Here is a 24699-nt window from a genome sequence, read left to right as displayed (position 1 = left end):
ATTGCGGCAATAATCGGCCATCCGCGAACCGGATCGCGGATGGCGGTTGAACTTTGAATCGTTAATACCAGTTGGCTGCTAGCGTCGGTTGCAGCGACTTCTGCGTGTCCGGTGTCGGAGCCATGATCCCCGCCGATGGCGGCGCGAATGCGGCCATCGCCTGAACGAGATTCTCGACGCTGTAGCTGGACAGATTCTTGCCGTCACCGGCAACGATATTGCTTGGTCGGTCAGGCGATTTCGCGTACCAGTTCTTCAACGTTACGTCCCCGGCGCCGCCAACGACCGAAATTTTCAGGTCTTGACCCGCACTCCGGAACCAGAGTCGTTCGGACGAAACGTCCGTACCGAACACCAGCTTTCCGAGCGGGCCGACATAGTCGAGTTCGTAGGTGCCGCGCTTCACATGGACGGTCGAGAGACTTCCTGCGATTGTCGCGGCATTGTGGCCATCGCCGAGATCGATGATCGCGGCGGCGCCGGCACTGTAGATGATGTTCTTCCCCGAACCTACCGACAGACTGCGGAACTGGCCGGATATTGCGTTGTTGCCGTTGCCGACAGAAATGCTCGCCGAGCTGTCTGACGTCGTGACGGCATTGTTCCCGTCACCGGCGTTCACGGTTGCTCCCGAGCCGAACAGCTCTATCTTGTTGTCTCCGTTACCTGTCGCAAGCTTCGCGGACGTGCCTGTTATCACGACCTCGTTCGAATCGTTGCCTGCCAAGGTGGCCGACGTGAACGCACCGCTTTGCAACAGGACATGACGCCCGCTCGTTGCGCTCACTTTTGAAAACGCATTGCTCATGTTGACCGCGGCTTGGCTGTCCGTAATATCGAGCGTCTTGAACGACGCTACGTCGATCATATTGGGCTTAACAAGCAATTGAAGCGTCGAAACCGCGGATTCGCCGAATCGAGTCGTCGCGTGAACCTTCACGTCGACCTTACCGTTCGGTCCTGTACCGGCTACGACGCTCAACCGGTTCTGAATCGTGTCGAATTTGAGCCAGTCCGGTAATGGTCGACCGTCTGCCAAAGTTGCCGTGTACGTGACAGCCTCGCCCTGCGGAACGGCGAACAACGTCGATAAATCTTCACTCGTCCACGGCTTCGCGGAATCGAGCATCCGGACAGACATGGATCGCCCGGACAATTTCGGCGTGCCGGCGCCCGGGAATGGAGAAACAACTGGCTTGAGCGGGTCTAGCTGGAATACTGGAGCGACTGCCCGGATCGGTTCGATCTTGACCACATCCAGTTTGATCGGCGCAATCGGCTTGATCGGTTCGATCTTGATCGCATCCAGTTTGATCGGCGCGATCGGCCTGATCGGTTCAATCTTGACCGCATCGAGTTTGATCGGCACGATCGGCCTGATCGGTTCGATCTTGACCGCATCCAGTTTGATCGGCACGATCGGCCTGATCGGTTCGATCTTCACCGGATCGATTTTGATGGGCACCACTGGCTTGACGGGATCGACCTTGATCAACGGAATTGAAACGCCTCCCCCCGGAGCCGGGGTGATGGTTGGCGTCACCGCCTGATCTTCCGGTGGCTGTGTGTCCGAAGGTGGAGCGGTCACGATGCCGGCGAAGCCCGGCACTTGCGTCGCGAAAATGAAATCAGCTTCATCCAGTTGCGCGGTATCAATGGCATCGAGATAGATGAGCTCGAGCGGCGTCCCGTTCGTGCCAAGCGACTTGCTGGCCAGACTGACGCCATGAATTTGCGAAAGGCCGTTGATCGTGGCCCGGTTCTGCTGGGCGATCACCAGATCGCTGAAGCTCGTGATGCCTGTTTGGCTCAGGTCGATCTTGTCGATGCCGTGCTTGAATCCGCGTAACGCATTGCGATAATTCGATACGCCGTCCTGTTTCGCGATGACGAACGTATCCGACTTGGCGGCGTCATGGCTGTAGACGACGCCGGCGAGCGACGCGATCAGACGCCCCTGGGCGTCAGTGGTGTAGCTGACGCCCTTCGCGCCGCCATTCAGGACAACTGTGCCGCCTGCGTCCGGCAGTCTTTCGTCCCGAACCGCGCAGTCGACGTAGTTTGCGGGTGCAATAAAGCTATCCTGGAACAGGAAATGATCGGCGGTCAATGTGGCAACCTGCAGGTTCTTGACGACGATCTGCTGCCCATTGCCGACATCGATGCGCACATCGGAGCGCTGTTGGGACAGGACGAGATCGCTGAACCTTCTGCCCGCAAAGCCGACGAGATCGATTTTCTCACCGCGCGCGGCTTCGAAGTTTTCAATGGTATCGAGACCGTTTGCCCGGCGGTGCACGACGAAGAAATCCTTACCCTTCCCACCCGTCAGCGTGTTCGTTCCGCGCCCGCCATCGAGCAACGCGTCGCCATCCCCGGCAACGAGCCGATCATCGCCGTCGCCCGTCACGATATTCTGGATGGCGCCGGGATTTCGGATTGTCAATGCCGCACCGCCGATGCTCGCCGCCCCGGTGGTCAAATCGATCGACGTGTCGCCGGAGACTGCCGCGGCATTGATCGTGTTTCGTCCGCCACGCGTACCGTTCACGCCGTCGTCAAGAACGGCGCGAGCCGCGCTCCCCTCGCTCAGACTGCGATATTCATCGGTGTAGAAGTACGTGTCGTCCGATGCCGACCGATTGCCATACAGTCGCAGCGACCATTGATTGAGGGTGACGGGCAAACCAGTCGCCGAGTCCGTCACCTCGAGCGTCCAGGTGCCGCCCGAACGCTCACCCCAGTCATGCGTCGACACGAACGTGTATTTGAACGCACCCGAACGTGGATTGCCTACGTCGGCATTGCCAGTGCCCGGCGCCTTGCCTGCCCGGTCGAGAAGAATGCTCTCGGTCCCGTCCGGAGAAATCAGCTTCACGACCAGATCGCCCAGCTGCCCGACGTGAGCATCGAAATCGATTTCTGCATGCTGGACCGTCAGGCCAGACTGCATCGTCAACATCGAACTGAACGTCGAACCCGCCGAAATGACCCGTGCGAGCGTGCCACTCGTCGCGGCATAAACACGCTCGTTCGCTGCGGTACTCCGCCTGGCCCACGACTCGGCCAGGCGTACCGCCGCGCGCGCATCGACTTTGCCGAAACCGTAGTCGTGACTCGCATGCATGCCGCCACCGTTCCAGTTGCGCGCACCGTTTTCGCTCCACTTCGTCGCGGTGTCGCGCACACGTTTCGCCGACAGCGCAAGGATTTCCTGGACGTCACGATACCCGAGGTTCGGATTGGCCTGAAGCATGAGTGCGACCACGCCAGAAACGATCGGCGCGGCGAAACTCGTGCCTTGCATGTCACTGTATTGGCTACCGAACGTGGACCCTCGGTCAGTCTCCAGGATATGACTGGTCGACACGACGTTGCTGCCGGGCGCCGAAACCAGCAGGCTGGCGCCCGGACTCGAGAACGGCGACGAGCCGGGCTGCAACGTCGACAGGTCGCTTTGCGCGTTAATCGCGCCGACTTCGATCGTGAATCGATTGTTGTTGGTGAGCGAACCTTGCGCGCTGCCGCCTTTTTCCCGTGCATTCCCTCCGGCCGCAACGATCACGGTGCCGAGGCCGCCGCGACCGTTGCCCGCCGCGTATTGTGCATTCGCAAGCAACGCACTCTCGGTATTGATTTTCCCCGCCTGCAAGTTGCTCCACACGAAATCGTTGACGAATCCCCAACTGTTATTCGCAACGTCGTAATTGACCATGTTGCCGAGGCCGGTCAAGTCAGCCCCGCTGTTCGCGAGATAGTGGCCTCCGATGGTCGCGTCGTATGCGACGCCGACACCGCCTTGTCCGTTCCTGGCCGCAACCATGACGCCGGCAACCATCGTCGCATGATTCGACACGGCCTGCGGCAGCGTTCCGTTGCTCGTCTGAGTCGCAAGCCACGCGCGATCGATATTCGGCGCGAGATCCGGATGACGGATGTCGAGAATTTCCGGTGTGGTAGCGAACTGGCCGCCCGGTTCGAATTGTCCGATACGCACCCCTTTACCCGTATAGTCTTGCCAGACAGGGATGATGTTGACGTCGCTCAAATACCACTCTTGTGACGTCAACGGGTCGTCGGGGACTTCAGGGGGCGACAACGTCACCGTCGCCCGCATGGGCGCGGTCGCGCCGCTATTCAGATCCACTACTGTCGCCGCAGGATTGCCGGCTGCATCGACGATTCCGTACTTGAAGCTCATCACCCCGTTAAAGGCGCGATCGGGCGTGAACAGGACGTCGCCCGACTGCGTAAGCGACGCCGTTCCGCCAACGGCGTCGCCAACGGACGCGATCTTCAACGGCCCCTGGCTGTTCAGCCGCTGATCGTTCGAAAGCAGTTGGGCGGCGGCGATCAGATGAGGACGGGTGTGGTCGAAAGCCTGTCCTGCCTGATCGACACGGAGCGAATCCGACACGGGCATCGGATTCGGAAGCGTCAGATCGACGGCCGAAATATTCGAGAAATTCAGCTTCTGAACGTTCTTCAACGTGAGTGAGCCGTCTCGTCGAGCATGACGGTCAACAATCGTATAGCCTGTTTCGGTTCGCGTGATCGCATAGTCTCCGTGATTGCCGTGCAGCGTGACGACATTGGTGCCGCCGCCGCCGTCGATGATCGCGTCGCCGTGACCCGCCTCGATGACGTCGTCGCCTGCACCGCCGAAAATACGATCGGCGCTGCCGCCCGCATGGATGATGCTGCCCGCTGCCGACGCATAAATCGTGTCGCCGTTCGGTCCCGCATAGATCACCGCTTTCCCGGTGCCGCCGATGATCGTGTTGTGCCCCGATCCGCCAACCAGCACATCGTTCCCGCCACCGCCGATGATCGTCGTGTTGCCTTGACCGCCCTTGATGAACGCACTGCTGTTGCCGCCGCTGATGAGGACGTCGTCTCCGCGTCCACCTTCGGCGATCGTCAGACCGGCCTTTGCCAAGTTGAGCGTCACGCCCTGATCGCCGACGATGATCGCGATATCGCGGCCGCCGTTGCCGCGGATGTGGTCCGGGTTGTCGCGCGCGCTGATGACGAACACGTCGTCGCCTGCGCCGCCCCGATAGGTATTGCTGCCGCCGCCACCGACGAGCCAACTGCCGGACGGCGCCGCGATCAGCGTCGTGTCGCCCTTGCCGGCGTAGACGTTGTCAACCCCGAGCTTCGCGGCATCGAGCGTCTCGCTTGCCACGCTCGCGCTCGTGAATGCCGTCCGCGTGACGCTGCCCGTCGTCGACGTCACTCTGGTGCCGCCGTCGACTGGCGCAAACATGCTCCCCACCGGGTCGGCAAGGAAGTTCACGGCCATCAGCTGACGTATCACGCCATTGATCGTGAACGTTCCTCGGCCGATCACCTCGTTACCATTTTGCGTCTCGCCCGATGCGCGCGATATCGGCTTGACGTTGATCTCCGTGATGCCGAGTTCATCGAGCGTCTTCAGTTCGCCTCTGTCGGACTTGCCGTCATGGTTGGCGTCCACCCATACGCGAAGCTTGCTCCATATCGCATCGTTACAGTCGACGACCCCGTCACGATTCGAGTCAACGCCTTCCAGCGCACCGAAGCCGTCCTTAAACTTCGTCTGCCCCGGTGCCCCGTTCGTGCCCGCTTTGCCTCCGAAATACTCCGACATCATCTGACTCGCATTCGTGATCTGGCCGCTGCCGTCGTCGATCACCAGAATGCCGGTTGCGGAGTCTGCCCATCCGGTACGTTTCAACATGCCGCTATGGTCGACATCAAACAGCACACCGTCCTCGATGCCGGTCGTGTTGGCACCGTTACCGGTCAGGTCGAGCAGAATCGGATCGATGTAGGTGTTGATCGTGGTCATCGCCGACAGGCCGTTGAGCACGGCGGAGTTCAGGCCGGCAGCGTTCGGCTTTCTCGTCGATACCGGGTCGACGTAAAACTGTCCCAAGTAGGACCCCGGCTTCGCGTTCGGGTCGAGCTGGAACGCACCCGGACGCACGCCGCCCGATGCAAGGCTTCCCATCTGGGCTGACGTGAAATCGGTCTTGTTCAATGTGCCATCCGAGAACGAGATCTTGCTCGTCGCGCTGTTCTGGACGAAGCCGTTGGCCACATCTTGCGAGGCCTGGTGTTGGTTCACCGAACCGGTCTGCGGGCGCGGGCTCGAATTGATTTCGATGTTGATGAGATTCCGCACAGGCCCCGTAATGCCGGGCAATTCGAATCTGGTTTTCAACCTTGCCGCATCCTCTGCAAGTGCGACGGCATCGTCGGGGTGGAACACCAGATTTCCCGCCGCCTGAAATATGTCGCTCCACAGGGGCGTAAAGTCGACATTGGGAGTCTTGCCACCAATGGGGCGGGCGTACGGCGCATCAGGCTGCGGCTCGAGCATGCACGCGAGAATCGTACGCTTATCGAGATCGAGCGCCATGCCCCAGTTGTCGACAAGGTACTTGGCCGTCGCCTTGGCTGCGGCCACGAATCCAGCAGAAATCGCCTGGCAGTCGCGAGTCAGCGGATGACTGACGTCGATCCCGTAATCCGACAGGTAGGTCGGAACTTTCAGGACGTTCCGAGTGAAAAGAGTCCCGCCCCATATCGCGAAATTCAGATTCTTGTCGGAATAGACGCGCTGGATTTCGCGCAGGCCGGAGCCGGCGTCGATCTCGACAATTCTATTTGGGGAAAATTGATTGGTATCGAAAACACCCCCAGCGCCTTGGATTTGCCTAAAGACCGTCCGTGCAATCGTATCGGAAACTGCTTGGAACAGCCTGTTGTCCAATTCGGCGCCCTGTGATTTCGCGGCGGCAAACATGTAATTGTAGATCCAGGTTCCAGCCGGACTAGGCGAGAAAAGTTGGATATTGACATCACCAGCCTTTGAAAACCAGTTGATCGTCCCGGGATCGACGTCCGCGCGATCTTTGATGTCGCGATAGATCGCCAAATAAGCGTTATGAAAATTAACGTTCTTGTTTCCAGGTCCATCACTGAGAGCTCTATTAACCAGATATATGGTATTATCACTGAGATTAAATTGCATCACCTCACCTTCCCCGTATAAAATGAATCAATTAGGGCTCGCAGCCCCAAGTCCACTTCGACAGCGTCCCCTAAACCTTCACTTCTAACAAAAAAATAGGAGATAGTTGCACCACTTTCGGTACGAGCAACATGATGACAGATGGCATCATCAGCATACGATTTGTCTAGAGAGCAATCAAATACGATCGACATTCCACCTATATTTTTACGATAGAATTCGATCCTAGAATTGTCTGGTCCAATCTCAAACAACTGAAATCCATACGGACCATTTTTCGGATATGGCTCACGAAATAACCGCTTGAAATTATTGAACCCTATCTCACTAACCGCCAAATTTTCCGTAACATACACATCATAAATTCGACAGTGCCCCCCATTAAGCTTGAGCATACAGTCTTTCGTGCCCGGTCCAAACGGCTTGAACCCTGGGTAGACAACACGAATGGATACATTTTTTTGCGCGCCCCCGTTCCAGTCGTCCATGTTGTAGAGGTAATTTCGCGGAATCCGATAACGCGCTCCAGCCAATTCAATATCGATCGGCGTCGCATCCATCGACATCTCGTCCTCGAGCAATCCAGCGTAGGATGCTCGATCGGGTAATCCAATTCCGATGCTCATCACGATGGCTAGCGCCAAGCCTCGGAGGATGTTCTTTACTGAGCCGAACTGCATTTCATTCAAATTACCGAATAGCACGCGTGTGTCGAAATCAAATATCACCATGCGACCCGACTTCAACCGCCCGAGATCACGAAAACATTCATTAATTGAAGATAACAAGCACTTCATATCAAACTTCGGCCGCGATCCGGTCGACCCAAACATATCGAGTTGAAAGCCTGGACCGTAACGCTCCCGGTATGGCCTCGGCATAAAAATTTCGCACCATCGCAGTCCATCTCGCACCCCTTCGCCCCAACGGCCTCACAGGTCAATTAGCGAGGCACCAAGTCGTACAATGCCTCGAACTGTCACATCAAGCTCCTCTTCATCGCCGCTAGTCGAGGCGTACGCTTATGTTCAGGGCACGTGCTTTGGCTCTTCCCTTTGATCGTGGACTTTAGTCACATCACATTCCTCGAAGGCACGGAAAAATCTAACTGCCCGTTGAAGTAGCTGCAAATGATTTTTATTTCGTTCTCTACGCAATCCCACAACTCTCCGGACAAACGTCTCGCAAACCCCCGACAGATATGGATTGGATACCGAAGCAATTCGACAAAAATCTTCATATCAAGTGTTTCTAATTGTCAAAATTACTTTCACGAAGCTGATGTCTTATTGAGGGGAGAGGGCGCGCGATCTTCCCACATATCAGTAAAACCGCCACCAGTCGGCACATGGCACTGAGACGTCGCTGAGCAGTTGCATGCGCCCAGACCGCCAATCGGAATCAAATAACGGAATTCGACGCTTCCACCGCCCGCGCGGTTTGCTCGCATTGCTGTAGGATTACCGCGCCCTTGTCTCGATCCACTCAACCGATGTCCGCCCCCGACTCCCACGCCCCGCTGTCCCGCCCTGCCGTCGCCAAGTCCTGGCATGGCCGCCTCGAACTCGGCTTCGCACAGCACGGCGCGCGCACGACACTCGTTCACCGGCTGCACGACGGCCCGCTGCGCGTGCAACGGCCGCTGTATCCGGAAGGCGACGCGATCTGCCACGCGGTAATCGTTCACCCGCCGGGCGGCGTCGCCGGCGGCGACCGGCTCGACATCGACATCGCACTCGGCGAAGCCACGCATGCCGTACTGACCACCCCCGGCGCCACCAAGTGGTACAAGTCGAACGGACTCGACGCGACACAACGCATCGGCATCACGGTCGGCGAGCGCGCGAAGCTCGACTGGCTGCCGCAGAACAACCTGTTCTTCGACGCCGCGCACGCCGCGCTCGACTTCACGGTAACGCTCGGCGCCGGCGCGACCGCGATCGGCTGGGACGCGACGCAACTCGGCCGGCAAGCAGCCGGCGAAACGTGGTCGGCGGGCCGCATCGTGTCGCGCTCGACAATCGCCGATGCCGACGGCCGGCCGCTATGGACGGAGCGCGCGCTGCTCGACGCGCATGATCCGCTGCGCGGCGCGCTACAGGGCCTCGCCGGCTTTCCCGCATACGGCACGCTGTGGGCGGTCGGTACCGCGTGCGATGCGGCACTTGCGGAAGCGCTCGCCGCGCGAATGCCGTTCGACGAGACGCTGCGCACCGGCGCGACCTGCGTAACGCCGGGCGTCGTGCTGGTGCGTGCATTGTCGACATCAATGGAAGCGCTGCAACGGCACTTCACCGACTGCTGGCTGTCTCTGCGCCCGATCGTGCATGGCGTCGATGCACGGCCGCTTCGTCTCTGGCAGACGTGATCGCCGCGAAAGCGGCACGCACCGTTTCGGCGCAGCGCGTCCGTGCGGGCCGCCCCCGTTCGATGCACCGCGCACCACGAACGCGCATTCGCGCACATTCGATCGGCATGGCACGGGCCTTGCTGCTTACATAACCGATATACGGCGCACGAGAAAGCGGCGCGGTGCTACGATGAGCCGCGCCCGGGCCGCCTTGCAGCGCATCGATAAAATTACGTTTTCCTGAACGAATGCCTTCATGAAACTGACTCCCCGAGAAAAGGACAAGCTGCTGATCTTCACGGCGGCGCTGCTGGCCGAGCGCCGGCGCGCGCGCGGGCTCAAGCTCAACTATCCGGAAGCGGTCGCGTTCATCACCGCCGCACTGATGGAAGCCGCACGCGATGGCAAGACCGTCGCCGAAGTGATGCACTACGGCACGACGCTGCTCACGCGCGACGACGTAATGGAAGGTGTGCCGGAGATGATCCCCGACATCCAGGTCGAAGCGACCTTCCCGGACGGCACCAAGCTCGTCACCGTCCACCACCCGATTCCGTGACCAGGGCCCCGCGCATGATTCCCGGCGAAATCCTCACCGACGACGGCGAGCACGAACTGAACGCGGGCCGCGCGACGCTGTCGCTCGTCGTCGCAAATACCGGCGACCGCCCGGTGCAGGTCGGCTCGCACTACCACTTCTTCGAAGTCAACGACGCGCTGTCGTTCGATCGCGCGGCCGCGCGCGGCTTCCGGCTCAACATCGCGGCCGGCACCGCGGTGCGCTTCGAGCCAGGCCAGACACGCACCGTCGAGCTCGTCGAGCTGGCCGGCGAACGCGCCGTCTACGGTTTTCAAGGCAAGGTGATGGGGCCGCTGTAAGCCGCCCACCGCTCTTCAGGAACAGCACATGACATTACGCTTGAGCCGCCGCGCGTACGCGGAAATGTTCGGGCCGACGACGGGCGACCGCGTGCGGCTCGCCGACACCGAATTGCTGATCGAGATCGAACGCGACTTCACCACTTACGGCGAGGAAGTGAAATTCGGCGGCGGGAAGGTGATCCGCGACGGGATGGGCCAGTCGCAGCGCGTGGCCGCCGACGTGCCCGACACGATCATTACGAACGCGGTGATCCTCGATCACTGGGGCATCGTGAAGGCCGACATCGCGATCAAGCACGGCCGCATCGCCGCGATCGGCAAGGCCGGCAATCCGGACATCCAGCCTGGCGTGACGATTGCGATCGGCGCCGCGACCGAAGTGATCGCCGGCGAAGGGCTGATCGTCACGGCCGGCGGCATCGACACGCACATCCACTTCATCAGCCCGCAACAGATCGACGAGGCGCTCGCGTCGGGTGTCACGACGATGCTCGGCGGCGGCACGGGGCCGGCCACCGGCACCAACGCTACGACCTGCACGCCGGGGCCGTGGCACATGGAGCGGATGCTGCAGGCGGCCGACGGCTGGCCGATCAACCTCGGCTTTCTCGGCAAGGGCAACGCGAGCCTGCCGCAGCCGCTCGTCGAACAGATCGCAGCCGGCGCGATCGGGCTGAAGCTGCACGAGGACTGGGGCACGACGCCGGCCGCGATCGACAACTGCCTGTCGGTCGCGGACGACACCGACACGCAGGTCGCGATTCACACCGACACGCTGAACGAAGGCGGCTTCGTCGAATCGACGGTCGCCGCGTTCAAGGGCCGCACGATCCACACGTACCACACCGAAGGCGCGGGCGGCGGCCACGCGCCGGACATCCTGAAGGTGTGCGGCGAGGCGAACGTGTTGCCGTCGTCGACGAACCCGACGCGGCCGTACACGATCAATACGCTCGACGAGCATCTCGACATGCTGATGGTGTGCCATCACCTCGATCCGTCGATCGCCGAAGATCTCGCGTTCGCCGAGTCGCGGATTCGCCGCGAGACGATCGCGGCCGAGGACATCCTGCACGATCTCGGCGCGCTGTCGATGCTGTCCTCCGACTCGCAGGCGATGGGCCGCGTCGGCGAAGTCATCATCCGCACGTGGCAGACCGCGCACAAGATGAAGGTGCAGCGCGGCGCGCTGCCGGAAGACAACGCGCGCAACGACAACTTCCGCGCGAAGCGCTACGTCGCGAAGTACACGATCAACCCGGCGATCACGCACGGCATTGCTCACGAAGTCGGTTCGATCGAACCGGGCAAGTGGGCCGACCTCGTGCTGTGGGAACCCGCATTCTTCGGAATCAAGCCGTCGATGATCCTCAAAGGCGGAATGATCGCGATGGCGCAGATGGGCGACCCGAACGCGTCGATCCCGACGCCGCAGCCGGTCCACTACCGCGAAATGTTCGCAACGCGCGGCGGCGCGCTCGCGCGCACGTCGCTGACGTTCGTGTCGCAGATGGCGGCCGACGCTGGCATCGCCGAGCGCTACGGGCTCGCGAAGCACATCGTGCCGGTGCGCAACTGCCGCAACGTGACGAAGGCCGACATGATCCACAACGCATGGCGGCCGTCGATCAGCGTCGATCCCGAAACTTACGACGTGATCGCCGACGGCCAGTTGCTCACCTGCGAGCCGGCGACGGTGCTGCCGATGGCACAGCGTTATTTCCTGTTCTGATTTCCGTTTTTTCGTTCCATGCGCACCCTTGATAAACGCATCGCCCCGAACGTGAAGCTCGCCGCATCGCTCGTCGCGCGCGCGCCGACGCTCACGCTCACGTACGAGGCCCGCTGCAAGAGCCGTCTCGCCGCGACGCTCGACACCGGCGAGGACGTCGCGCTCCTGCTGCCCCGCGGCACCGTGCTGCGCGACGGCGACGTGCTCGTCGCCGACGACGGTGCGCTCGTGCGGATCGCCGCGGCGCCCGAGACCGTGCTGCTCGTGCGCGCCGCCGATCCGCTCACGCTGACGCGTGCTGCGTATCATCTAGGCAATCGCCACACGCCGGTCGAGATCGGCGACGGGTATCTGAAGCTCGAAGCCGATCCGGTGCTCGCGGACATGCTGCGCCGGCTCGGCACGCAGGTCAACGAAACGAGCGCACCGTTCCAGCCGGAAGCCGGTGCGTACGGCGGCGGTCACAAGCACGGCCACGATGCGACGTTCGCGGAAGACTACGCGCTCGCGCAACAGGTGTTCGGCGAACATCACGGCCATTCGCACTCGCACTCGCACTCGCACTCGCACTCGCACTCGCACTCGCACTCGCACGACCACGATCACGATCACGATCACGATCATCAGCATGGCCCCGGCTGTGCGCACGGCCACCACGGTCATGACCACCACTGAGCTCGTCGCGCTGCTGCATCTCGCGTCGCCCGCACTGCCGATCGGCGCGTTCAGCTACTCGCAGGGCTTCGAAGCCGCGCTCGACGCGAACCTGATCCGCGACGCCGACACCGCGCGCGACTGGATCGCGAGCGGGCTCGTCGACGTGCTCGCGCACGGCGAATTGCCGTTCCTCGCTCACCAGCTCGCGCGCTGGCAAACGCATGAGCCCGCCGCGCTCGCCCGCGAGAACGCGTGGTTCGTCGCGAGCCGCGAGTCGGCCGAACTGCGCCGCGAGACCGAGCAGATGGGCTGGTCGCTCGCGCAGCTGTGCGCGTCGCTCGAATGGGGCGATCCCGCCCGCCGCGCGACGCTCGCATCGCTCACGCCGATCGCGCTGCCGACTGCATTCGCTTACGCGGCCGCCGCGCACGACGCGCGCCCCGAAGCCGTGCTCGCCGCGTATGCGTTCGGCTGGATCGAAAACCAGACCGCTGCCGCGCTGAAGGCCGTGCCGCTTGGCCAGCTCGCGGGGCAGCGCATCATCGTCGCACTGCGGGATGCGATCGACGCGGCCGTGCGCCGCGCGCTCGCGACACCGCCCGACGCGATCAACACGTTCGCGCCGCAGCTCGGCATTCTGTCGGCACGGCACGAAACCCAGTATTCGCGGTTGTTCCGCTCCTGAACCACGACGCCTCACACCATGAACGCACCCGCCTCCTCCTCTACCCGCCGCACGAAGAAACTGCCGCCGTTGCGCGTCGGCATCGGCGGCCCCGTCGGCTCCGGCAAGACCACGCTGCTCGAAATGCTGTGCAAGGCGATGCGCGAGCGTTACGACCTCGTCGCGATCACGAACGACATCTACACGAAGGAAGATCAGCGCCTGCTGACGGTCGCGGGCGCGCTGCCCGAGGAGCGCATCATGGGCGTCGAGACGGGCGGCTGCCCGCACACGGCAATCCGCGAGGATGCGTCGATCAACCTCGAGGCGGTCGACCGGATGCTGTCGCGCTTTCCGGATGCCGACATCGTGTTCATCGAATCGGGCGGCGACAATCTCGCGGCAACGTTCAGCCCCGAGCTGTCCGACCTGACGATCTACGTGATCGACGTCGCGGGCGGCGAGAAGATTCCGCGCAAGGGCGGCCCCGGCATCACGAAATCCGACCTGCTCGTGATCAACAAGACCGATCTCGCACCGCTCGTCGGCGCGAACCTCGACGTGATGGCGTCCGACACGAAGAAAATGCGTGGCGAGCGGCCCTATGTGATGACGAACCTGAAGGCGCTCGAAGGCGTCGCTGACGTCGTCGCGTTCATCGAGAAGAAAGGATTGCTGACGGTGTGAACGGCAGCGCGCCGCCGCCTCATCCGCGCTGGGGCGGCGTTGCACCGCCCCGCTCAATCGCCGGCTGCGTGCTGCAGCGATTGCGCGCCGCGCTCGACCGGCGGCAGCAACGCCGCGAGCACATCGACCGAACGCGCGGTCGCGCCGCGATGACGCGATGCGAACGCGGCGCCGGCCGCACCCATCGCGACACGCCGCGCATGATCGGCGAACAACGCGTCGAGCACGTGCGCGAGATCGAGCGGATCCGCGACCTGCAGCGCGGCGCCCGCAGCGACCGCATCGGCTGTCGCCTGCGTGAAGTTGAACACGTGCGGACCGATCAGCACCGGCACGCCGACCGCACAGGCCTCGATCAGGTTCTGCCCGCCGAGCGGCAGCAGGCTGCCGCCGATGAACGCGACATCGGCTGCCGCGTAATACGCACCGAGCTCACCCATCGAATCGCCAAGCAACACCGTCACGTCGGCGGGCAACGGTTCAGCCGCGGCGGGCCGGCCGGCCGCGAGCGCCGCCGCATCCGCGCCCCACACCGAACGCCGTACGCACTTGAAGCCGTTGCGCGCGACCAGTGCCTCGACTTCGGCAAAGCGCTGCGGATGACGCGGCACGAGAATCAGCAGTGCATCGGGCGTTTTCATTGCGGCGAACGCCTGCAGTACCAGCGCCTCCTCGTTTTCACGCGTGCTCGCCGCAACCCATACCGGCCGCGTGCCGATCGCATCGCGCCATGCATGGCCGCGCGCCGCGAGTTCCGGCGGGGTTGTCATGTCGAATTTCAGATTGCCGAGCACCGTCACGTTGCGGGCGCCGAGCGACGTCAGCCGCTCCGCATCCGCGGGGCTCTGCGCGAGCACGCGCGAGAAGCCGCCGAACACGTCGCGCGTCGCCGCGCCGAACTTCGCCGCGCGCCGATGCGAACGCGCGGACATCCGCGCATTCGTCAGCACGAGCGGCACGTCTGCGCGTCGGCACTCGTCGATCAGCGTCGGCCATACCTCGGTTTCCATCACGAGGCCGAGCGTCGGCCGCCACGCGCGCAGGAAGCGCCGCACCGCGCCCGGCATGTCGTACGGCAGATAGCAGCGCAGCACGCGATCGCCGAAGATCTGCTCGCCGGTCGCGCGGCCGCTCGGCGTCATGTGCGTGAGCAGGATGCGCGCGTCGGGACGCGCACGCATCAGCGCATCGATCAACGGCTGCGCGGCACGCGTCTCGCCGACCGACACCGCATGCACCCAAATCAGCGGCGCGCGATCGTCCGGTGAACGGCCCGCGACGTGACCGAAACGTTCGCCGATGTGTTCGCGATAGCCGCGCTCCTTGCGCGAGCGCACGAGCAGCCGGATCACCGCGATCGGCGTGACGAGCCACCACAGCGCGCGATAGATCGCCCTCAGCATGCGGCGGCCCCCATGTTGCGTCGAAACTGGCGCGCGCTCAAACCAGCGTCCTGCCGGTCAGGCGCTCGAGAATCCCGAGCGGCGCGCATTCGCGGCGCACCATCGCGTCGACCGGCAGGAAAAAGGTCTGCTCGAGCATGAACTGGCCGGACATCACAGCGTGCGAAGTCTGATCGGAGAAACATATCCACACGCTGCCCGGCGGAAACGGCATCGTCTGCTGCGGACATGTCTTCTGGTAGTCAAGATCGGCCTTCATCCCGTCGTGCAGGTTCAGCATCAGGTGGTCGTACGCGCTGCGCGGCGACTTCGTCACGTGCAACAGGTTCAGCAGCCACGCCGAGCCCGGCAATTGCGGACGGATCTTCGGCAGGAAACGCTTCGCGACGTCCTCGAACGGCTCGCCGACACGCCACACGCGCGGCTGCCCGGCCGGATTCACGTTCGTGAACACGCGCAGGATCCGCTCGCCGTAATTCGGCCGCGACGGGAATGCGTCGACGTGCAGCCGGCTGTCGTCCTTGCGCCACGACGTCTGACGCGTCTCGACCTGCATCAGTCGCAGGCTCGTCGGCGCGACGCGCAGCTTGCCGCGGTATTCGGGGAACAGGCCGTCGACAAGCGTGCCGGCCTGCTGCTGAAAGCGCGCGACCAGCGCGCGCACGGCCGACTGCGTGACGCTGTCGCCGAGCACACCGGCGAGCGCGCCGCCGTTCGGCGCGAGACTGATGTTCTTGCGTTTCGGGTCGGCAAGCGCCGGATCGAGCAGCGCTTCCTCGCCGCCTTCGATCGCGAAGCGCAGGTGCGGGAAATACAGCACCTTGCCCTCCTCGACCGCGGCCAGCAGCTGCTCGCGCGGCGCCGACAGGTTGTGTCCGCTCCAGTCGGCGGACGAGACTTCGATGATCTGGGATTCGCTCATGATCGGTTCGCGTGCATGACAGGCGGCAATGGCGGGACGGGCATGGCGGACGCAGCACGCATCAGAGCAGGCCGAAGCCCGCGAGCGCCGCCTTCACCTGCGCGATCGATGGTGGCTGCCCCGCCGTGCCGAGATTGACGACGTTCGGCGACCAGTAGCCGCCGGTGCGCCACGCCGTCGCGAAATTGTACAGTTCGACGGTCGGGCGCTTCAGCGCCGCCGCGATGTGAACCAGACCTGTATCAACCCCGACCGTTGCGGCCGCGCCGTCGATCAGCCCGACCACGGCGGGCAGCGACAGCTTCGGCGGCACGATCGCGGCCGCACCGAACTCCTTCGCGAGCCGCTCGCTGGTCGCGCGCTCCGCGTCGTTGCCCCACGGCAGCACGAGCGACGCGCCGCGCCGCACGAGCGCCTGCCCGAGATCGATCCATGCGGCGTCGGGCCACTGCTTGTCCGCGCGCGACGTCGCGTGCACGAACACCACGTACGGCACCGGCAGGTTCAGCCCGAGCGCCGCGACCGCGAGCGCGGCCGCGCGCGTATCGAGGCCGAAGTCGACCGGATCGGCCGGGGTCGGCGCCGGGTCGCCGAGCGCGGCCGCGACGAGCTGGCGCGAACGCTCGACCACGTGCGTGCGCGGCGCGATCGGCACGCGCTTGCGATAGAAGAAGCGCACCGGCCACTCATAGCCCGCGCCGTCGGTGCGGTTGCCGAGGCCGGCGAGCGGGCCGCGCGCCCAGCTTGCGACCCACGCCGTCTTGATGAGCCCCTGGCAGTCGATCACGAGGTCGTACTGCTCGGCCGCGAGCCGCTTGCGGAACGCGCGGATCTCGCGCCACGTCGCACCCGAGAACGGCTTCTTGCGCCAGCGGCGCAGCGAGAACGGCAGCACGTCGCGCACGCCGTCGACAAGGCGCACGAGGTCGACGAAGCTCTCCTCGACGAGCCAGTCGATCTGCGCATCGGGGTGGCGACGCCGGATATCGGCGATCACCGGCATGTTGTGCACGACGTCGCCCAGAGACGACACGCGCACGATCAGGATCTTTTGCACGCTGAAAAAACGCCGGCGGACGGCCGGCGACAGGCATAAAGACGCGATTTTATCGCGCCCGGACAGTCACACAGACAAAAAGCGGCCGCATGCCCGTGACATGCGCCGCTTTTCGGGGATGGCGCGCCGATTCGCTCGACCGCCGTGCCGCGGGCAGCCCGCAGGCCGCCCGGGTTCAGAACGGGAGCTTGACGTCCGGCTTCGCGGCCGTCAGCACGCGGCGGAAATCCGCCTGGATGCGCTGCAGGCCCTCCTGCGTCTCGGACTCGAACCGCAACACCACTACCGGCGTCGTGTTCGACGAACGCGCGAGGCCGAAACCGTCCGGATACTCGACGCGCAGCCCGTCGATCGTCACGACTTCGTCGGCGCCGTCGAACTTCGCTTCCTTTTGCAGCTTGTCGATCAGCTGGAAGTTTTCGCCTTCCTCGAGCTTGAGCTGCAATTCGGGCGTGCTCATCGCATCCGGCAGCGCGTTGAGCACAGCGCTCGGGTCGGCCGTCTTCGCGAGGATTTCCAGCAGGCGCGCACCGGTGTAGAGACCATCGTCGAAGCCATACCAGCGATCCTTGAAGAACACGTGGCCGCTCATCTCGCCCGCGAGCGGTGCGCCCGTCTCGCGCAGCTTCGCCTTGACGAGCGAATGGCCCGTCTTCCACATCAGCGGCTCGCCGCCCTTCTCCTTCACCCATTGCGCGAGATGGCGCGTGCACTTCACGTCGTAGATGATCTGCGCGCCCGGGTTGCGCGACAGCACTTCTTCCGCGAACAGCATCAGCTGACGGTCCGGATAGATGATCTGACCGTCCTTCGTGACGACGCCGAGGCGGTCGCCGTCGCCGTCGAACGCGAAGCCGAGTTCGGCATCGGTGTCCTTCAGCGCCTGGATCACGTCCTGCAGGTTTTCCGGGTGGGCGGGATCCGGATGGTGGTTCGGGAACGTGCCGTCGATGTCGGTGAAACGCTCGACGAGCTCACAGCCGAGCGCCTTGAACAGGCGCGTCGCAAGCGGGCCCGCGACGCCGTTGCCGGCATCCACCACGAGCTTCAGCGGGCGCGCGAGTTTCACGTCGCCGACGATGCGCGCGACGTACTGGTCCGCGACGTCGAACGCTTCGAACGAGCCGCTGCCCGTTTCATAGCGTTGGTCGACGATGCGGCGGTACAGCGCCTGGATCTGCTCGCCGTAGATCGCCGCGCCGCGCAACACCATCTTGAAGCCGTTGTAGTCCGGCGGATTGTGACTGCCCGTGACGACGATGCACGAATCGACGCGACGCTCGCCGCCCTTCAATGCGAGCGGCACGCTCGCCGCGAAATAGCCGACCGGCGTGGGCACCATGCCGACGTCGACCACGTCGACGCCTGCCGCACGCAGGCCATCGGCGAGTGCGCCGACCAGCTCGGGCCCCGACAGGCGCCCGTCGCGCGCGACGACGACCGCATCGCCGCCCTGTGCGCGCACTTCGCTGCCGAATGCGCGGCCGATCGCGCGCGCCGTGTCGGCGTCGAGCGTCTTGCCGACCACGCCGCGGATGTCATATGCCTTGAAGATGGATTGGGAGATCATGAGTTCTCTCTCGGTTGCGTGCATGGAAAATAATCTGGCCGCCTTTCGCGCATGCCCGGCATCATACATGCGGGCCCGGCGCTATCAGGAACGGGACGGCTGGCGCAGTCCCGATCCCACTTATAATCGCGGGTTTTGATGACGCGAATTCCGTCCATTTTAATGCCTAGCCGTTCCGCCGCCGCCCACCTGCCGCCTTCGGGCGCCCTGCCGGCCGCCTCGCATGCATGCGGCTGCCCCGCATGCTGAAGCGATTCGGCAATCCGGACGTCGCGAAGGCCGTCGCGAACCTCGTCTGGCTCGGGCTCGAACGGCTCACGCAAATCGGCGTCGCGATCGCGATCAGCGGCCTTCTGGCCCGATATTTCGGGCCGGACGTGTTCGGCAAATGGCAGTATGCGAATACGCTTCTCCTCGTACTGGCACCGCTCACCTGGGTGTGCGGCGCCGAAATCCTGGTTCCGACCATCGTCCAGCGCCCGCCCGCGCAACTCGGCGCGGTGCTCGGCAGTGCGTTCGCGCTGCGCATCGGCGTGTCGGCCGCCGCGCTCGTCGCGACCTGGATCGCGATCGCGGCCGGCGCGTTCGATCCGCTCGTCGGCGCGATGCTCGCGGGCCTCGCGGTCACGATGGTGTTCCGCGAGCCGTTCGTCGGCGTGATCAACGCGTGGCTGCAGAGCATGACCTACAGCAAGCCGCAGCTCGTGACGAGCATGGTCACCGCGCTGGTCAAGGCGCTGCTCGTGTGGCTGCTGGTGCGCGCAGCCGCCGGCCCGGCCCGCTTTGCGTGGCTGTGGGCGCTGGAAGCCGCTGCGATCGGCTTCGCGCTGCTGCTCTACTACCGCCATCGTAACGGCGGCACGCTCGGCTGGACGTTCGACAAACCGCTGTTCGGACACTTTGCGACGGCCGGCACCGTGTTCTGGCTCGGGCTGATCTGCATGTACCTGTTCCTGAAGCTCGATCGGCTGATGCTCGAGCGTCACGTGTCGTTCGCCGACCTTGGCCGCTACGCGGCGGCCCAGCAGCTCAACGAGAACTGGATCACGCTAGCGCTGATGCTCGCGCAGACCATCGCACCCGCATTCGTGTACCGCGTGCAGGACGTCGCGCGGCTGCGCCGCAACATCGTCCGGCTGATCGCGATGACGGCCGGCGTGATGACGGCCGGCGCGCTCGTACTGGACGCGGCCGCACCGCTCATCGTCGGCAAGGTGTTCGGCCGCGGCTACGAGGCGTCGGTCGACATCTTCCGCTGGGCGGTCTGGCTGTCCGTGCCGGCCGGCATCGAGGCGATAGGCAATCTTATCGTTCTCAAATATCAAGCAAAATTCGTGTTGCTGGCGAAATGGGTGCTCGCGCTCGCGATCGCCGCGCTCGTCAACGTGTTCGCGATCCCGCGGCTCGGCCTGTACGGCGCGCTCGTCGGGCTCGCGACCGGCTATGTCGCCGCCGCCACCGTTAACTTCTATTACATTCGTTTCAAGCTGCGCCCATGACGTCTTCCGCTTGCCCGCCCGTGCTCGACGACGTGGCCGTGCTGATGCCCGCCTACAACGGCCACGACGACGTCGTGCGCACCCTCGCGTCGTTTCGCGAGGACGGGCCGGTGCACGTGCTGATCGTCGACGACGGCAGCACGCCGCCGATCGTCGCGCCCGATTTGCCCGGCCTCGCGATCGAGGTGCTGCGCATGCCGCGCAACGGCGGCATCGAGCGCGCGCTCGAGGCCGGCATCGATGCGCTCGCCGTGCGAGGCTTCCGCTATGCGGCGCGGATCGATGCAGGCGATCTCGCCGTGCCGCAGCGCCTCGCGAAGCAGCGCGCCTACCTCGACGCCCACCCGCGCGTCGCGTGCGTCGGCATGTGGACGCAGGTCGTGTCGCGCGCCGGCGAGCCGCGCTTCATGCTGACGCCGCCCGCCGATCCGCGCACGCTGCGTCGCACGCGCTTCCTGCGCTCGCCGCTCGTGCATCCGTCGGTCATGCTGCGCATCGATGCCGTGCGCGAAGTCGGCAACTACCGCGCGAAATACCGTGCGGCAGAGGATCTCGATCTTTTTTTACGGTTAATGCAACGTTACGATTGCGCGAACCTGCCCGAGCTCGGCCTCTACTATGAGCTCAACGAGGGCGGGATCAGCGCGACCAAGCGCCGCCGCCAGCTGATGTCGACGCTGTCGCTGCTGCTGCGTCACTTCAACGTGCTGAACCCGTACGACTGGGCCGGCCTCGCCAAGAACCTGCTGCATTTCGTGATGCCGTACCGTACGCTGCAGCGGATCAAGCAGACGCTGTTCGCGGCGCGGCCGTCCGCATAGCCCGTCTCCGGCATTTTCGGCGCTTTATTTTTTCTTTTTTTTCATGTCCGCTACCTCCTCGCTGCGCATCGCGCTCGTCTGCAACACGGCCTGGGCGATCTACACGTACCGCCACGGGTTGATTCGTGCGCTTGTCGCGCGTGGTGCGGAGGTCATCGTGATCGCACCGCACGACCGCACGGTGCCGCTGCTCGAGCAGATGGGCTGCCGCTACGTCAGGCTCGCAGTCGCGTCGAAGGGCACGAGCCCGCGCGAGGACCTCGGCACGCTCGCCGCGCTGGTGCGCCATTACCGCGCGCTGAAGCCCGATCTCGTGTTTCATTACACGATCAAGCCGAACATCTACGGGTCGATCGCCGCATGGCTCGCACGCGTGCCGTCGATCGCGGTCACGACCGGCCTCGGTTACGTGTTCATCCAGAAGAGCCGCGCGGCCAGCGTCGCGAAGCGCCTGTACCGGTTCGCGTTCCGCTTTCCGCGCGAAGTCTGGTTTCTCAACCGCGACGATCTCGCGACCTTCACCGACGAGCGGTTGCTCGCGCATCCCGAGCGCGCGCGCCTGCTGCACGGCGAAGGTGTCGATCTGGAGCAGTTCGCGCCGGTGCCGCTGCCTGCCGGCAACGGGCCGGTGTTCATCCTGATCGGCCGGCTGCTGTGGGACAAGGGCGTGCGCGAGTACGTCGAGGCCGCGCGCGTCGTGCGTGCCCGTTATCCGGACGCGCGCTTCCGGTTGCTGGGGCCGCTCGGCGTCGACAACCCGAGCGCGATCGGCCGCGCGGACGTCGATGCGTGGGTCGGCGAAGGCGTCGTCGAGTATCTCGGCGAGGCGCACGATGTGCGCCCGCACATCGCGGCGGCCGACTGCGTCGTGCTGCCTTCGTACCGCGAAGGCGTGCCGCGCACGCTGATGGAAGCATCGGCGATGGGCCGCCCGATCGTCGCGACCGACGTGCCGGGCTGCCGTGACGTCGTCGCCGATGGCGAAACCGGGTTCCTGTGCCGCGTGCGCGACAGCGCGAGCCTCGCGGAGCAGCTGATTCGCACGATCGAATTGGGCAACGCGGGGCGCGACGCGATGGGCGCGCGCGGACGCCGCAAGGTGGCCGCGGAATTCGACGAGCAGCAGGTCGTCGAACGCTACCGGCAAACCATTCACGCATTGACCGGCATCACACTCTGAAGGAGCACATCAGCATGACCGCTAAAGGCACCATCCTCGTTACCGGCGGTGCGGGCTATATCGGCTCGCACACCGCCGTCGAGCTGCTCGACAACGGCTACGATGTCGTGATCGTCGACAACCTCGTCAACAGCAAGGCCGAAGCCGTGCGCCGCATCGAGCGCATCACCGGCAAGACGCCGGCATTCCACCAGGTCGACGTGTGCGACGAAGCCGCGCTCGCGAAGGTGTTCGATGCGCATCAGATCACCGGCACGATCCATTTCGCGGCACTCAAGGCCGTTGGCGAATCGGTCGCGAAGCCGCTCGAGTACTACCAGAACAACCTCGGCGGGCTGCTTTCCGTGCTCAAGATCATGCGCGAGCGCAACGTGCGGCAGTTCGTGTTCAGTTCGTCGGCGACCGTGTACGGCGTGCCCGAGCGCTCGCCAATCGACGAATCGTTCCCGCTGTCCGCAACCAATCCGTACGGCCAGTCGAAACTGATTGCCGAGCAAATCCTGCGCGACCTCGAAGTGTCGGACCCGTCATGGCGCATCGCGACGCTGCGCTACTTCAATCCGGTCGGTGCGCATTCGAGCGGGCTGATCGGCGAAGATCCGGCCGGCATCCCGAACAACCTGATGCCGTACGTCGCGCAGGTCGCGGTCGGCAAGCTCGAGAAGCTGCGCGTGTTCGGCTCCGATTACCCGACGCCGGACGGCACCGGCGTGCGCGACTACATTCACGTCGTCGATCTTGCGAAGGGGCACATTGCCGCGCTCGACGCGCTCGCGAAACGCGATGCGAGCTTCGTCGTGAACCTCGGCACCGGCCAGGGCTACAGCGTGCTCGAAGTCGTGCGCGCGTTCGAGAAGGCGTCCGGCCGGCCGGTGCCGTACGAACTCGTCGCGCGCCGCCCCGGCGACATCGCCGAATGCTATGCGAACCCGCAGGCGGCTGCCGAGATCATCGGCTGGCGCGCAACGCTCGGGATCGAAGACATGTGCGCCGACCACTGGAAATGGCAGGAGGGGAACCCGCGCGGTTTTGTATAATCCGCTGTCCATTTTCCGAGCGATCCCATGCTCAGCTTCGCGTCCGGCTTCATCGTCTCCCTGCTCGTCACCTTGTTCATCGTGCGCTATGCGCATCTGCACGAGAAATTCTCGGTCGACAGCGACCTCGCCGGCGTGCAGAAATTCCATGTGCGGCCGGTGCCGCGCGTCGGGGGCATCGGGATCCTCGCCGGAGTCGTCATTGCTGCGCTGATCCTGTCGCGGCGCTATCCGACGATCGCCGGCAGCATTCTGGGGATCGCCGCGTGCGGGATGCCGGCATTCCTGTCGGGGCTCGTCGAAGACCTCACCAAGCGCGTGTCGCCGCGCGCGCGGCTGCTGTGCACGATGGGCGCGGCCGCGCTCGCGTTCTGGCTGATGGGCATTGCGGTCAAGCGCATCAGCGTGCCGCCGCTCGATTTCCTGCTCGGTTACGTGGCGATTTCCGCGTTCATCACGGTGCTCGCAGTCGCGGCGCTGGCGAACGCGATCAACATCATCGACGGGTTCAACGGTCTCGCGTCGATGGTCAGCTTCATGATGTTCGCGTCGCTCGCGTATGTCGCGTTCCACGTGGGCGACCCGGTCGTGATGTCCGCGTCGATCATCATGATGGGCGCCGTGCTCGGTTTCTTCCTGTGGAACTTCCCGGCCGGGCTGATCTTTCTCGGCGACGGCGGCGCGTATTTCATCGGATTCATGCTGGCCGAGCTCGCGATCATGCTCGTGATGCGCAATCGCGAAGTATCGGCTTGGTATCCGGTGCTGCTGTTCATGTATCCGATCTTCGAGACATGCTTCTCCATCTATCGGAAGAAGTTCATCCGCGGGATGTCGCCGGGGATTCCGGATGGCGTGCATTTGCACATGCTCGTATACAAGCGGCTGATGCGGTGGGCCGTGGGGACCAAGCATGCGCACGATCTGACGCGGCGGAACTCGCTGACTTCACCATATCTGTGGCTGCTGTGCCTCGTTGCGGTGATTCCGGCGACGCTGTTCTGGCGGCATACGGTGCACCTGTTCGTTTTTGTCGTGCTGTTCGCGCTGACTTATGTGTGGCTCTATCTCAGCATCGTGAGATTCAGGGTGCCGCGGTGGATGGTGGTGAGGAAGGAACGGCGGGGGCATTGACGCGCGGCAGGAACTCACGCCACGGCGCGTCACGGCCCGCCGCGGTGACGGGCCGTGACGTCGCTGCCGCAAGCAACGACGGA

Annotated in this window: 18 protein-coding genes; 12 read left to right on the top strand and 6 right to left on the bottom strand. The window is 64.0% G+C overall.

The genetic code is table 11. From position 1 onward, the window contains the following. Window positions 1-61: 61 nt before the first annotated feature. Entirely contained in the window at window positions 62-7021 is a 6960-nt protein-coding gene (locus tag KDW55_RS00540; protein WP_212159808.1) for a S8 family serine peptidase, read from the bottom strand. Continuing rightward, window positions 7021-7752: a hypothetical protein gene (locus KDW55_RS00535; RefSeq protein WP_212159807.1), complete on the bottom strand. Its 732-nt coding sequence runs from the start codon at window positions 7750-7752 to the stop codon at window positions 7021-7023. Before KDW55_RS00535 ends, KDW55_RS00540 begins: the two co-directional genes overlap by 1 nt. A 761-nt stretch (window positions 7753-8513) precedes the next feature. Here KDW55_RS00535 and KDW55_RS00530 point away from each other — a divergent pair. The 7 genes from KDW55_RS00530 to ureG all read left to right on the top strand — a co-directional run bounded on the left by KDW55_RS00530 (window position 8514) and on the right by ureG (window position 13993). Further along, window positions 8514-9389 (top strand): urease accessory protein UreD, encoded by an 876-nt coding sequence (locus tag KDW55_RS00530; RefSeq protein WP_212159806.1) that lies wholly within the window; start codon window positions 8514-8516, stop codon window positions 9387-9389. A 238-nt stretch (window positions 9390-9627) separates the two neighbouring features. Further along, window positions 9628-9930 carry an urease subunit gamma gene (gene ureA / locus KDW55_RS00525; protein ID WP_006048588.1) on the top strand — a complete coding sequence of 101 codons (303 nt, stop codon included), beginning with the start codon at window positions 9628-9630 and terminating at the stop codon, window positions 9928-9930. 14 nt (window positions 9931-9944) lie between these two features. Beyond that, window positions 9945-10250, top strand: coding sequence for an urease subunit beta (locus KDW55_RS00520; protein ID WP_069241049.1), 306 nt, complete (start codon window positions 9945-9947; stop codon window positions 10248-10250). Window positions 10251-10278: 28 nt separating this feature from the next. Beyond that, window positions 10279-11985, top strand: coding sequence for an urease subunit alpha (ureC, locus tag KDW55_RS00515; protein ID WP_040143581.1), 1707 nt, complete (start codon window positions 10279-10281; stop codon window positions 11983-11985). An 18-nt stretch (window positions 11986-12003) separates the two neighbouring features. Next, a complete protein-coding gene (gene ureE, locus KDW55_RS00510; protein ID WP_212197792.1) occupies window positions 12004-12660 on the top strand; it encodes an urease accessory protein UreE in 657 nt (218 codons plus the stop codon). Further along, complete coding sequence (locus KDW55_RS00505) at window positions 12647-13327, top strand: urease accessory UreF family protein (RefSeq protein WP_209825001.1); 681 nt, start codon at window positions 12647-12649, stop codon at window positions 13325-13327. Before ureE ends, KDW55_RS00505 begins: the two co-directional genes overlap by 14 nt. A gap of 18 nt (window positions 13328-13345) precedes the next feature. Then, a complete protein-coding gene (ureG, locus tag KDW55_RS00500; protein WP_040143578.1) occupies window positions 13346-13993 on the top strand; it encodes an urease accessory protein UreG in 648 nt (215 codons plus the stop codon). A 53-nt stretch (window positions 13994-14046) separates the two neighbouring features. Here ureG and waaA read toward each other — a convergent pair whose 3' ends face one another. The 4 genes from waaA to KDW55_RS00480 all read right to left on the bottom strand — a co-directional run bounded on the left by waaA (window position 14047) and on the right by KDW55_RS00480 (window position 18945). Next, a complete protein-coding gene (waaA, locus tag KDW55_RS00495) occupies window positions 14047-15396 on the bottom strand; it encodes a lipid IV(A) 3-deoxy-D-manno-octulosonic acid transferase (RefSeq protein WP_212159804.1) in 1350 nt (449 codons plus the stop codon). A gap of 37 nt (window positions 15397-15433) precedes the next feature. Beyond that, entirely contained in the window at window positions 15434-16318 is an 885-nt protein-coding gene (locus tag KDW55_RS00490; protein ID WP_059543950.1) for a Kdo hydroxylase family protein, read from the bottom strand. A 61-nt stretch (window positions 16319-16379) separates the two neighbouring features. Beyond that, window positions 16380-17441 (bottom strand): lipopolysaccharide heptosyltransferase I, encoded by a 1062-nt coding sequence (gene waaC, locus KDW55_RS00485; RefSeq protein ID WP_315854893.1) that lies wholly within the window; start codon window positions 17439-17441, stop codon window positions 16380-16382. A 109-nt stretch (window positions 17442-17550) separates the two neighbouring features. Continuing rightward, window positions 17551-18945 (bottom strand): phosphomannomutase/phosphoglucomutase, encoded by a 1395-nt coding sequence (locus tag KDW55_RS00480; RefSeq protein WP_212159803.1) that lies wholly within the window; start codon window positions 18943-18945, stop codon window positions 17551-17553. Between the two features lie 242 nt (window positions 18946-19187). Here KDW55_RS00480 and KDW55_RS00475 point away from each other — a divergent pair, with 242 nt between their 5' ends. The 5 genes from KDW55_RS00475 to KDW55_RS00455 are packed head-to-tail and all read left to right on the top strand — an operon-like array spanning window position 19188 to window position 24616. After that, entirely contained in the window at window positions 19188-20444 is a 1257-nt protein-coding gene (locus tag KDW55_RS00475; protein WP_212159802.1) for an oligosaccharide flippase family protein, read from the top strand. Further along, window positions 20441-21265, top strand: a complete 825-nt coding sequence (locus KDW55_RS00470; RefSeq protein ID WP_209821475.1) for a glycosyltransferase — start codon at window positions 20441-20443, stop codon at window positions 21263-21265. The genes KDW55_RS00475 and KDW55_RS00470 overlap by 4 nt, the downstream gene beginning before the upstream one ends. Window positions 21266-21308: 43 nt before the next feature. Further along, window positions 21309-22445 (top strand): glycosyltransferase family 4 protein, encoded by a 1137-nt coding sequence (locus tag KDW55_RS00465; protein ID WP_040143571.1) that lies wholly within the window; start codon window positions 21309-21311, stop codon window positions 22443-22445. Between the two features lie 14 nt (window positions 22446-22459). Beyond that, window positions 22460-23482: a UDP-glucose 4-epimerase GalE gene (gene galE, locus KDW55_RS00460; RefSeq protein ID WP_040143570.1), complete on the top strand. Its 1023-nt coding sequence runs from the start codon at window positions 22460-22462 to the stop codon at window positions 23480-23482. 27 nt (window positions 23483-23509) lie between these two features. Beyond that, a complete protein-coding gene (locus tag KDW55_RS00455) occupies window positions 23510-24616 on the top strand; it encodes a glycosyltransferase (RefSeq protein ID WP_069241044.1) in 1107 nt (368 codons plus the stop codon). The last annotated feature ends 83 nt before the right edge of the window (window positions 24617-24699 follow it).

The sequence above is a fragment of the Burkholderia sp. AU19243 genome (assembly GCF_018148075.1).
Classification (GTDB): Bacteria; Pseudomonadota; Gammaproteobacteria; order Burkholderiales; family Burkholderiaceae; genus Burkholderia; species Burkholderia latens_A.
Note: the sequence above shows the minus strand (reverse complement) of the source record. Positions and strands in the feature narration are given on the sequence as shown.

Coding starts and splice junctions, on each gene's coding strand:
- KDW55_RS00535 (WP_212159807.1), bottom strand. CDS start 7,752: ATGGTGATATTTGATTTCGACACACGCGTGCTATTCGGTAATTTGAAT.
- ureG (WP_040143578.1), top strand. CDS start 13,346: ATGAACGCACCCGCCTCCTCCTCTACCCGCCGCACGAAGAAACTGCCG.
- KDW55_RS00540 (WP_212159808.1), bottom strand. CDS start 7,021: ATGCAATTTAATCTCAGTGATAATACCATATATCTGGTTAATAGAGCT.
- galE (WP_040143570.1), top strand. CDS start 22,460: ATGACCGCTAAAGGCACCATCCTCGTTACCGGCGGTGCGGGCTATATC.
- KDW55_RS00470 (WP_209821475.1), top strand. CDS start 20,441: ATGACGTCTTCCGCTTGCCCGCCCGTGCTCGACGACGTGGCCGTGCTG.
- KDW55_RS00475 (WP_212159802.1), top strand. CDS start 19,188: ATGCTGAAGCGATTCGGCAATCCGGACGTCGCGAAGGCCGTCGCGAAC.
- KDW55_RS00480 (WP_212159803.1), bottom strand. CDS start 18,945: ATGATCTCCCAATCCATCTTCAAGGCATATGACATCCGCGGCGTGGTC.
- KDW55_RS00530 (WP_212159806.1), top strand. CDS start 8,514: ATGTCCGCCCCCGACTCCCACGCCCCGCTGTCCCGCCCTGCCGTCGCC.
- KDW55_RS00465 (WP_040143571.1), top strand. CDS start 21,309: ATGTCCGCTACCTCCTCGCTGCGCATCGCGCTCGTCTGCAACACGGCC.
- KDW55_RS00520 (WP_069241049.1), top strand. CDS start 9,945: ATGATTCCCGGCGAAATCCTCACCGACGACGGCGAGCACGAACTGAAC.
- ureC (WP_040143581.1), top strand. CDS start 10,279: ATGACATTACGCTTGAGCCGCCGCGCGTACGCGGAAATGTTCGGGCCG.
- ureE (WP_212197792.1), top strand. CDS start 12,004: ATGCGCACCCTTGATAAACGCATCGCCCCGAACGTGAAGCTCGCCGCA.
- waaA (WP_212159804.1), bottom strand. CDS start 15,396: ATGCTGAGGGCGATCTATCGCGCGCTGTGGTGGCTCGTCACGCCGATC.
- KDW55_RS00490 (WP_059543950.1), bottom strand. CDS start 16,318: ATGAGCGAATCCCAGATCATCGAAGTCTCGTCCGCCGACTGGAGCGGA.
- KDW55_RS00455 (WP_069241044.1), top strand. CDS start 23,510: ATGCTCAGCTTCGCGTCCGGCTTCATCGTCTCCCTGCTCGTCACCTTG.
- KDW55_RS00505 (WP_209825001.1), top strand. CDS start 12,647: ATGACCACCACTGAGCTCGTCGCGCTGCTGCATCTCGCGTCGCCCGCA.
- ureA (WP_006048588.1), top strand. CDS start 9,628: ATGAAACTGACTCCCCGAGAAAAGGACAAGCTGCTGATCTTCACGGCG.